10 protein-coding genes, 1 tRNA gene and 2 rRNA genes are annotated in these 9,687 nt (G+C 52.2%); 3 read left to right on the forward strand and 10 right to left on the reverse strand.

Going from position 1 to position 9,687, the window contains the following annotated elements; translation table 11 throughout:
* Positions 1 to 2: 2 nt before the first annotated feature.
* From rrf (H7A81_RS22665) to rrf (H7A81_RS22675), 3 genes are all read left to right on the forward strand, one after another.
* Positions 3 to 118, forward strand: a 5S ribosomal RNA gene (rrf, locus tag H7A81_RS22665).
* A 15-nt stretch (positions 119 to 133) separates the two neighbouring features.
* Positions 134 to 209, forward strand: a tRNA-Thr gene (locus tag H7A81_RS22670).
* Between the two features lie 36 nt (positions 210 to 245).
* Positions 246 to 361 (forward strand): 5S ribosomal RNA (gene rrf / locus H7A81_RS22675).
* 170 nt (positions 362 to 531) lie between these two features.
* Here the strand turns inward: rrf (H7A81_RS22675) and H7A81_RS22680 are convergent.
* The 10 genes from H7A81_RS22680 to H7A81_RS27805 all read right to left on the reverse strand — a co-directional run.
* Positions 532 to 1,293, reverse strand: coding sequence for an amino acid ABC transporter ATP-binding protein (locus tag H7A81_RS22680; RefSeq protein WP_034830190.1), 762 nt, complete (start codon positions 1,291 to 1,293; stop codon positions 532 to 534).
* Positions 1,294 to 1,301: 8 nt separating this feature from the next.
* Positions 1,302 to 2,402 carry an amino acid ABC transporter permease gene (locus H7A81_RS22685; RefSeq protein WP_160869950.1) on the reverse strand — a complete coding sequence of 367 codons (1,101 nt, stop codon included), beginning with the start codon at positions 2,400 to 2,402 and terminating at the stop codon, positions 1,302 to 1,304.
* Between the two features lie 15 nt (positions 2,403 to 2,417).
* Positions 2,418 to 3,596: an amino acid ABC transporter permease gene (locus H7A81_RS22690; RefSeq protein ID WP_034830186.1), complete on the reverse strand. Its 1,179-nt coding sequence runs from the start codon at positions 3,594 to 3,596 to the stop codon at positions 2,418 to 2,420.
* A 66-nt stretch (positions 3,597 to 3,662) separates the two neighbouring features.
* Positions 3,663 to 4,688, reverse strand: coding sequence for an amino acid ABC transporter substrate-binding protein (locus tag H7A81_RS22695; RefSeq protein ID WP_034830184.1), 1,026 nt, complete (start codon positions 4,686 to 4,688; stop codon positions 3,663 to 3,665).
* Between the two features lie 541 nt (positions 4,689 to 5,229).
* Positions 5,230 to 5,526: a DNA-binding transcriptional regulator Fis gene (gene fis, locus H7A81_RS22700; RefSeq protein ID WP_003855228.1), complete on the reverse strand. Its 297-nt coding sequence runs from the start codon at positions 5,524 to 5,526 to the stop codon at positions 5,230 to 5,232.
* Positions 5,527 to 5,550: 24 nt separating this feature from the next.
* Entirely contained in the window at positions 5,551 to 6,516 is a 966-nt protein-coding gene (gene dusB / locus H7A81_RS22705; RefSeq protein WP_038644355.1) for a tRNA dihydrouridine synthase DusB, read from the reverse strand.
* 394 nt (positions 6,517 to 6,910) lie between these two features.
* The gene (gene prmA / locus H7A81_RS22710) at positions 6,911 to 7,792 is read right to left on the reverse strand and encodes a 50S ribosomal protein L11 methyltransferase (RefSeq protein ID WP_166936785.1); all 882 of its coding nucleotides are present in this window, start codon (positions 7,790 to 7,792) and stop codon (positions 6,911 to 6,913) included.
* A gap of 11 nt (positions 7,793 to 7,803) precedes the next feature.
* Positions 7,804 to 9,249, reverse strand: a complete 1,446-nt coding sequence (gene panF, locus H7A81_RS22715) for a sodium/pantothenate symporter (protein ID WP_166936787.1) — start codon at positions 9,247 to 9,249, stop codon at positions 7,804 to 7,806.
* Positions 9,239 to 9,481 carry a YhdT family protein gene (locus tag H7A81_RS22720; RefSeq protein ID WP_034830168.1) on the reverse strand — a complete coding sequence of 81 codons (243 nt, stop codon included), beginning with the start codon at positions 9,479 to 9,481 and terminating at the stop codon, positions 9,239 to 9,241. Before H7A81_RS22720 ends, panF begins: the two co-directional genes overlap by 11 nt.
* Positions 9,482 to 9,551: 70 nt before the next feature.
* On the reverse strand, positions 9,552 to 9,687 hold a 136-nt coding region (locus H7A81_RS27805), incomplete at its 5' end, for a hypothetical protein (RefSeq protein ID WP_182058791.1).

The raw sequence follows: 9,687 nt of genomic DNA on the forward strand, positions 1-9,687 counted from the left end.
TGCCTGGCGGCTTTAGCGCGGTGGTCCCACCTGACCCCATGCCGAACTCAGAAGTGAAACGCCGTAGCGCCGATGGTAGTGTGGGGCCTCCCCATGCGAGAGTAGGGAACTGCCAGGCATCAAATTAAAGTGTGCTGATATGGCTCAGTTGGTAGAGCGCACCCTTGGTAAGGGTGAGGTCCCCAGTTCGACTCTGGGTATCAGCACCAGTTTTAAAGCGTGAGTTCGGTAAATAACAGAATTTGCCTGGCGGCTTTAGCGCGGTGGTCCCACCTGACCCCATGCCGAACTCAGAAGTGAAACGCCGTAGCGCCGATGGTAGTGTGGGGTCTCCCCATGCGAGAGTAGGGAACTGCCAGGCATCAAACACAGAAGCCCTGAACGAAAGTTCAGGGCTTTTTTGTATGTTTAAAATTCGCAACCAGGCTCAAGATTTGCCAAAAACGTCGAAATGAGTTAATGCGAAATAATATTAAGGTCATAAAAAAACCTCTGCCAGATTGCGCAGAGGCTTAAGTAGCTCATTGAATATCAATGGATAACTTGAGAAAGGAAGGCGCGTGTACGTTCTGATTTCGGATTCGCGAAGAACTCCTGCGGCGGCGCTTCCTCAACAATCTCTCCGCGATCCATAAAGATCACCCGGTCCGCCACAGTACGCGCAAAGCCCATCTCATGCGTCACGCATAACATCGTCATACCATCTTCTGCCAGACCAATCATTGTATCGAGAACCTCTTTTACCATTTCTGGATCGAGTGCTGAGGTCGGTTCATCGAACAGCATGATTTTCGGTTTCATACACAGTGAACGCGCGATCGCCACACGTTGTTGCTGCCCTCCTGACAACTGCCCTGGAAACTTATGGGCATGTTCCGCGATACGCACGCGTTGCAGATAGTGCATCGCTAACTCTTCCGCTTCTTTCTTCGGCATCTTGCGCACCCAAATCGGTGCCAACGTGCAGTTTTGCAACACAGTAAGATGCGGGAACAAATTAAAATGTTGGAATACCATGCCGACTTCGGTACGAACACGCTCAATATTGCGCACATCATCGTTAAGATGGATGCCATCTACTACGATACGACCTTGTTGATGCTCTTCTAAATGATTGATGCAACGAATAGTCGTTGATTTCCCGGATCCGGAAGGCCCACAAAGAACAATGCGTTCGCGGGGTTTTACCAGCAAGTTAATATCTTTGAGAACATGGAACTGACCATACCATTTATTCACGTTTTCGAGCGTAATCATCATGGCGTCAGCCGCATTAGTCATAATTTGTGTCATGTAAAACCTCAGTGCGATTTACGCCCGGTGTGGAAGCGCTTCTCCAGATGCTGGCTATAGCGCGACATGCTAAAACAGAAAATCCAGTAGACCATGGCAGCAAATACATAGCCTTCGGTCGACATGCCCAACCAGGTGGGGTCAACGGTGGCTTGCTGCACGCTACTGAAGAGATCGAAGAGGCCGATGATGATCACCAGGCTGGTATCTTTAAACAGTGCGATGATGGTATTCACTAATCCGGGGATGGTCAGCTTGAGTGCCTGCGGCAGAATGACCAGCATCTGCGTTTTCCAGTAGCCGAGTGCCAGTGATTCCGCCGCTTCAGTTTGCCCTTTTGGCAGCGCTTGCAAGCCGCCACGCACCACTTCTGCAACATAAGCGGACTGGAAGAGAATTACCCCAACCAGCGCACGTACCAGCTTGTCGATAGTTGTGCCCTCTGCCATAAACAGCGGCAGCATTACCGATGACATAAAGAGCACGGTAATCAGTGGCACACCACGCCAGAACTCAATGAAAATCACTGACAGGGTGCGAACCACGGGCATTTTTGAACGACGAGCCAGCGCCAGCAGAATCCCCAACGGCAGCGCACCAGCGATGCCAATTGAGGCAATAATCAGCGTCAGCGTCAGACCGCCCCACTGGCGGGTTTCCACGCGATCCAGCCCCAGATACCCGCCATACATCAGCAGCCAAACAATGATCGGATAGATCACCGCCCAGCAGGCAATGTAGCGACCACGGCGTGGCATAGACTTAATGAACATGGGAATGATTGACACCAAGCCAACCACCAAGGCCAGATTAATGCGCCAGCGCAGTTCGTGCGGATAAAGTCCATACATAAACTGGCCAAAACGTGCGTGGATGAATACCCAGCATGCACCTGCTTTGGTGCAGTCTGCACGTGTTTCGCCAATCCAGTTGGCCTGGAAAATCAGCCAATCCAGCGCCGGTGGAATCACACTCCAGATAATCCAAAAGCTGAACAACGTGAGCAGGGTATTCAGCCAGCTTGAGAACAAATTTTTGCGCGCCCACAGCCAGGCTTTCCCTAACGGATTGCTGGGTGCAGGCGATGTATCGTGTGTGGTTACAGACATAATGATCCCGTTCTCTTATCGCTCAACTAGCGCAATTTTGCGGTTGTAAAGGTTCATCAGCAGTGAAATAAGCAGGCTGATGATCAGATAGACCGCCATGGTAATCGCAATAGTTTCAATGGCCTGGCCAGTTTGGTTCAGCACCGTGCCGGCAAACAATGACACCATATCGGGATAGCCAATGGCCGCTGCCAGTGATGAGTTCTTCACGATGTTGAGATACTGACTGGTTAACGGTGGAATGATCACGCGCATTGCCTGCGGGATGATGACCTGACGCATCGTGACAGGATTTGGCAGACCCAGCGAGCGGGCTGCTTCATTCTGACCGTGCGGCACCGACTGAATCCCAGAGCGAATCACTTCGGCAATGAACGATGAGGTATACACAGAAAGCGCCACCGTTAGCGCCGCCAGCTCCGGGATCATCACAAAGCCGCCGCGGAAGTTGAATCCGCGCAGTTCTGGTACATCCCAATGCGTTGCGGCACCAAACAATGTGTGTGCAATCAGGGGTAACAGCACAATCAAACCTGCAGCGGCGGGCCACGTGCGGCGTAACTGGCCGGTTTTTAATTGATGCTTACGGTTGAAGCGGAAAAGTGCAACGCTGCCGAGGATGGCCAGTGCCAGCGCAATCAGGAATGGCCAGGTGCCAGGTGCATACTCTGGCCACGGAATATACAAACCGCGGTTACTGACAAACGCCAGATCAAACGCATTGAGTGCCTGACGTGGCCCTGGCAGGTTACGCAACACCGCAAAGTACCAGAAGAAGATCTGCAGCAGCGGTGGGATATTACGAAACGTCTCGATGTAGATGGTCGAGAGTTTACGCAGCAGCCAGTTTTCAGACAGACGCGCGAGCCCCACGGCGAAGCCCAGGATGGAGGCAAATACAATGCAGAGTGCGGAAACCAGCAGGGTATTGGTCAACCCCACCATAAACACGCGCGCGTAAGTATCGCCTTCGGTGTAATCGATCAGGTGTTGGACGATGCCGAAACCGGCATTGCGCTCTAGAAATCCGAAACCGGAAGTGATGCCGCGGTTGGCCAGGTTGATTACTGTGTTGTGGACCAGATATCCCACCACAGCAAGCACCGCCACAATCGCGATGATCTGGTAAAGCCAGGCGCGAACCGTAGGATTACCAAACGAAAAATCCCTCTTTACGGTTGGGCGTTGTGACATGTTGAAACCTCAGTGAAGAAAACGCTTGGGCACCGCAGGGTGCGGTGCCCGACTGGCAGAACAGACTTAGCGTACTGGTGGAGCGTACTGGATGCCGCCCTGGTTCCAGAGTGCATTCTGGCCACGCGCGATTTTCAGTGCGCTGTCTTTACCCACGTTGCGATCGAACACTTCCTGATAGTTACCGACCTGTTTGATGATGTTGTAAGCCCATTTATTATCAAGTTTCAGGTCTTTACCGAAGTCACCTTCTGCACCCAACAGGTGAGCCATATCCGGGGTGGTGGGTTTGGCCGCCATCTGATCAACATTCTTAGAGCTCACGCCCATCTCTTCTGCGTTCAGCATGGCGTAAAGAGACCATTTAACGATGGTGAACCAGTCGTCATCACCACGACGTACCACAGGACCCAGCGGCTCTTTAGAGATCACTTCTGGCAGCACGATGAAATCATCTGGTTTGCCGAGTTTCACACGCAGTGCATACAGCTGAGACTGGTCGGAAGAGAGGGTATCGCAGCGGCCACTGTCGAGTGCTTTCGCTGACTCATCAGAACGGTCGAAGGTCACTGGCGTGTACTGCATTTTGTTGGCTTTGAAGTAGTCAGCCACGTTCAGCTCGGTATCGGTACCGGCCTGAATACATACGGTGGCACCATCCAGCTCTTTGGCGCTTTTCAGGCCCGCTTTCTTATGGGTCAGGAAGCCGATGCCGTCATAGTAGTTCACACCAGCGAACAAGAAGCCCATGCCACCATCGCGCGAAGAGGTCCAGGTGGTATTACGAGACAAGATATCCACTTCACCAGACTGGAGCGCAGTGAAACGCTCTTTAGCCGTCAGCGGGGTGTATTTCACCTTGCTTGCATCACCAAATACCGCAGCCGCAGCAGCGCGGCAAACATCCACGTCGATTCCAGTAAATTTGCCGCTGGCATCAGCGTAGGAGAAGCCTGGCAGGCCATCGCTGATACCGCACTGTACGAAACCTTTCTTTTTAATGGCATCCAGCGTGGTGCCTGCGTGCGCTTGTTGAGTAACGGCGAACAGCGAGGCTGCAGCGACCAGGGTGGAAAGCATCATCTTTTTCATAAAGCATCCTGTGTGGCGAGATCGTGTGTTGTTATGTTTGCACGCACTTTAATGTGCGCTTTTTTCTGGCTGTGGCGGTTAGCCATCCACGACTCTGCAAAGGTAATGCCAGGTTTGCAGAATCCTGAATTCACTGGAAAGATCTTTTAATAAAAGGACGCATCCAGAAATTTTGGCTACTATCGCGCACCAAAAGGCTGCATGACGAGACGACGCGATCACAAATAGTGCAAATAGTTTCACTATGTGGAAGCAGTGTGAGCCATCACTCAGGATAAAATGTATGCGTTTGCAGGGTTACGGTAGAAACAGTGCAGGATCACTGGGAAAGCGGCATGGCGGGCGTTATGACGCACAAAGCAGGCGCTAAAAAGGGGCAAAAGACGTGCGGTAAGAGAGACGAAATATCACGGATGCAATTGCAACTATCGTTACCATATCCGCGACAATTGTTTCATCCGTTGCTAACGCAGGGAAACTATGGGTGAGGCACAAACAAAAACGCCAACCCGAGGGTTGGCGTTAGCGCAGCAAAGAACAATTAGTTCATGCCGTATTTTTTCAGCTTCTTACGCAGGGTACCACGGTTGATACCCATCATCAGAGCTGCACGGGTCTGGTTGCCACGGGTGTACTGCATCACCATGTCCAACAGAGGCTGCTCAACTTCAGCCAATACCAGCTCATACAGATCACTTACATCCTGACCATTCAGTTGAGCAAAATAGTTCTTCAGTGCCTGTTTTACCGAATCACGAAGTGGCTTTTGCGTCACCTGATCCTGTGAGTTAACGGTAGAAACGGTCAGTACATCAGAATTTACGCGTTGTTCGAACATAGTTCTTTCAGCTCTTTATTTCGTTTACGCAAGATTTTCGAAGTATGCCTCCAACGCCTCCAGCTGTTCGCTGGCATCCTCTATGGCGTTGAATGTGCGCCGAAACTGGTCATCAGGAGCACTTTCCTGCAAATACCAGGAAACGTGTTTACGAGCAATACGGTATCCCTTGCGCTGACCATAAAAGTCGTGCAGTTCCCGTATATGTCCAATCAGCATTTGCTTCACTTCAGCCAGCGGCTTCGGTGCCAGCAGCTCCCCTGTGTCCAGATAATGCTGGATTTCCCGGAAGATCCACGGTCTTCCCTGAGCAGCGCGTCCAACCATAAGAGCATCGGCTCCGGTATAGTCGAGCACCGCTCTGGCTTTGTGCGGGTCAGTAATGTCACCATTCGCGATAATCGGAATGGAAACGCTCTGCTTAACTGTCCGAATGCTGTCGTATTCAGCGTGCCCCTCAAACAAACAGGCGCGCGTGCGGCCATGAATGGTGAGAGCCTGAATGCCACAGCGTTCAGCCAATTGGGCAATCTCTACACAATTACGATTTTCTTTGTCCCAGCCGGTGCGAATCTTCAGCGTAACCGGTACATCAACTGCATTCACTACCGCACGGAGGATGGACTCCACCAGTGACGGATGCTGCAGCAGTGCTGAGCCAGCCATCTTACGATTCACTTTCTTAGCCGGGCAGCCCATGTTGATATCAATGACCTGCGCACCAGACGCCACATTAATGCGCGCGGCTGCAGCCATCTCATCAGGATCGCAACCGGCAATTTGCACGGCACGGATTCCAGGCTCGTCACTATGCACCATACGCAACCGGGATTTATCACTGGCCCAAACTTCTGGGTTTGATGACAGCATCTCGGAGACAGTCATACCCGCGCCGTTCTCGTAACACAAGGTGCGAAATGGCTTGTCGGTAACGCCAGCCATAGGTGCAGCGATGAGTCGATTACGTAGCTGATGGTGTCCAATGCGCATGAAAAAGAAGTGACCCTAACTGTTCGCAAGGCGGCGTATATTACGCATTTTTTAACGAAGATGAAAGGCCAAACTTTGAACAATTCACCGTTAAACTGCGAGGAATTCGGCCTTAACAGCAATGCTACAACTAATAATCTATATAATTCAGTATATTAAAAAATTATGCTGAAATTGTGAGCAAAAGTTTTTCTTAAAACATGCCCAAAATCACGACATAAAAACCGCCACATCCGGTAATTAGCCAGAGAAATGACGGCGATATGATTATTAAATGTACTAATTTGATTGCTTTCAGGTAGCAGATTTGCGGCTGATATGCAGAGGGTGAGTTGCTTTCACTGTCTGATGGCCAAACAGCAAACCGGCCAGCGAAGCCAGCCGGTGATCAAACTCAGCGGCGCACACCGGTAATACGGCACCACTCCTCTTTTTCAGCCACCGGATCAAGTACGAAGCGCTCAACGTAGGCTTCGCACACCCCTTCAGCCTGGCTGGCTAATACGCCCGACAATCCCAGATGTCCGCCCGCTTTTGGCAATACGCTAATCAGCGGCGCCAGCTCACGTAGCGGGCCTGCGAGGATATTGGCGACAACCACATCCGCTTGCAGGTTCTCCGGCTGTTGATGCGGTAGATAGAGCGACAGACGATCAGAAACGCCATTGCGCTCCGCATTGTCACGGCTGGCCTGAATAGCCTGCGGATCAATATCAATCCCGATAGCCTGCGACGCGCCCAGTTTAAGAGCGGCTATAGCGAGAATGCCGGATCCACAGCCAAAATCGATCACAGTTTTGCCTTGCAGATCAAGTCCATCAAGCCAGGTGAGACAGAGCGAAGTGGTCGGGTGGGTGCCGGTTCCAAACGCCAGGCCCGGATCCAGCATCACGTTGACGGCATTCGGATCCGGCACGTCCCGCCAGCTCGGGCAGATCCACAAACGTTCACCAAAACGCATCGGGTGGAAGTTATCCATCCATTCACGTTCCCAGTCTTTATCCTCGATCTGCTCGATCTTGTGATGGAAATGCGATCCCAGCAGTGGATGTTGACTCAGTTCGGCCACCACATCGTCCATCTCGGTTTCGGCGTCGAACAGACCAATCACATCCGTATCGCCCCATAAGCGTGTTTCACCCGGCAGCGGTTCGTAAACCGGGTTGTCATGGGTATCCTGAAACGTCACCGAGACGGCGCCCACGTCCATCAGCGCATCGCTCAGCGGCTCGGCATTTTCGCCGGTACTGTTAATTTTGATTTGAATCCAAGGCATAGCGTTTCTCTTTATTTCACCGCAGCGTGACGCGCTTCAGGCGTGCTGCCAAACAAATTACCCACCACGAAGGCCAGCAGGCTTAAGGTCAATGAGGGAACGATAGGGTGAAAGCCCCATAGTTCAATTTTCAGGCTGGCGAGTAAGGTATAGCAAGCCGCGCCGACAACCATGCCGCTGATAGCACCTGTCGAATTAGCGCGCTCCCAATACAGTCCCAATACCAGCGGCCAGAGGAACACGGCTTCCAGTCCGCCAAAGGCCAGCAGATTGAGCCAGATAATCATATCCGGTGGATTCCACGCCGCCAGTAACAGCAATATGCCCAGCACGAAAGTGATAGTGCCGGATAGCATACGCAGGCGCGATTCATTCTCGCTGTGCTGTGGCGCAATACGCAAATAGAGATCCTTGATCAGCGTAGCGGAGGATTGCAGCAGCTGCGCGTTAATCGTTGACATGATTGCTGCCATCGGTGCAGCGAGAAACACGCCGGCTGCCATTGGCGGCAACACGGTGATCATCAGCGTCGGGATCACGCGATCCGGAACAGTGAGATCCGGCAGAATGGCACGACCTAACGCCCCCGCCAGATGCATGCCGAGCATCAGAATCACCACGACAATGGTGCCCAGAATGATGCCGCGATGCATGGCTTTACTGTCTTTATAGGAGATACAGCGCACCGCAGTATGCGGCAAACCAATCACGCCAAAGCAGACCAGCACGGCGAAAGAACTCAGGAATGTCGGATTAATGACGTTACCAACACCTTCCGGCGACACGAGTTGGGGATCGATGGTGCGCAGTTTCGTCACGGCCGTTTCGAGTCCACCCGCCTGATGGATAATGGCAAACAGCAGCAGGAAGGTGCCGACCAGCATTACCAGGCCTTGCATTGCATCGTTGAGTACGCTGGCACGGAAGCCGCCAAACGCGGTATACAGCGCGATGGTGCCACCAAAAATTAATAAGCCGGTGTCGTAAGGAATACCCGCAGCGGTTTCCAGCAGGCGTGCACCACCAATAAACTGTACGGTCATTGCGCCAACAAAAGCCACTAATAAGCTAATACTGGAGAGCCAAATCAGCAGTGTGCTGCCATAGCGGCCATATAGCATGTCATTCAGCGTCACAGCGTTATAGCGGCGCGCGAGAATGGCGAATTTCTTTCCTAATACACCGAGCGAGAGCCACACCGCCGGCACCTGAATCATCGCCAGCAATACCCAGCCAAGACCATATTTATAGGCAGCACCCGGCCCGCCAATAAACGAACTGGCACTGATGTAGGTGGAGGTAATCGTCATGGCCAGCACAAAGCCACCCATCGAACGGCTGCCGAGGAAGTATTCGGTGAGGAAATTGCCCTGACGGTGTTTGCGCATCGCAAACACCGATAAACCGGCGATCAAGACCAGATAGGCTAATAGCGGCAGAATGATTTCACTGTCCATCTTGATCCTCAAGCGACATGTCGCGATACAACAGGCGAACCATCACCCAGCAAAGGACGATAAATAGCAGCGGGGCGAAAATGCAGGAGAGCTCAAACCAGTGCGGTAATCCGGTGATGCCGCTCTCATTGCCGCCTAGCCAGGCACTTAGGCCCCAGACGGCGAGGTACGCCAGCGTCAGATAAAATGCCCAGCGCGCCTCTTTGTTCGCTTGTAAAAAACGCCAATCCATTATGCAACCTCAACGGTAACAAAAATGAAAAAGGCCGGATTAACCGGCCTTTGTTTGCTCTGCGCTGCAATTACTTCTCGAGCAGGCCGAGTTTTTTCTCCAGATAGTGGATGTTGGTGCCACCCTGCTGGAAATGTTCGTCGGACATGATTTTCATCTGCAGCTCGACGTTGGTCTTGATGCCGTCGATGATCAGTTCCGCCAGC

The sequence above is a fragment of the Pantoea sp. ME81 genome, assembly GCF_903970985.1.
In the GTDB taxonomy this organism is placed as follows: domain Bacteria; phylum Pseudomonadota; class Gammaproteobacteria; order Enterobacterales; family Enterobacteriaceae; genus Pantoea; species Pantoea communis.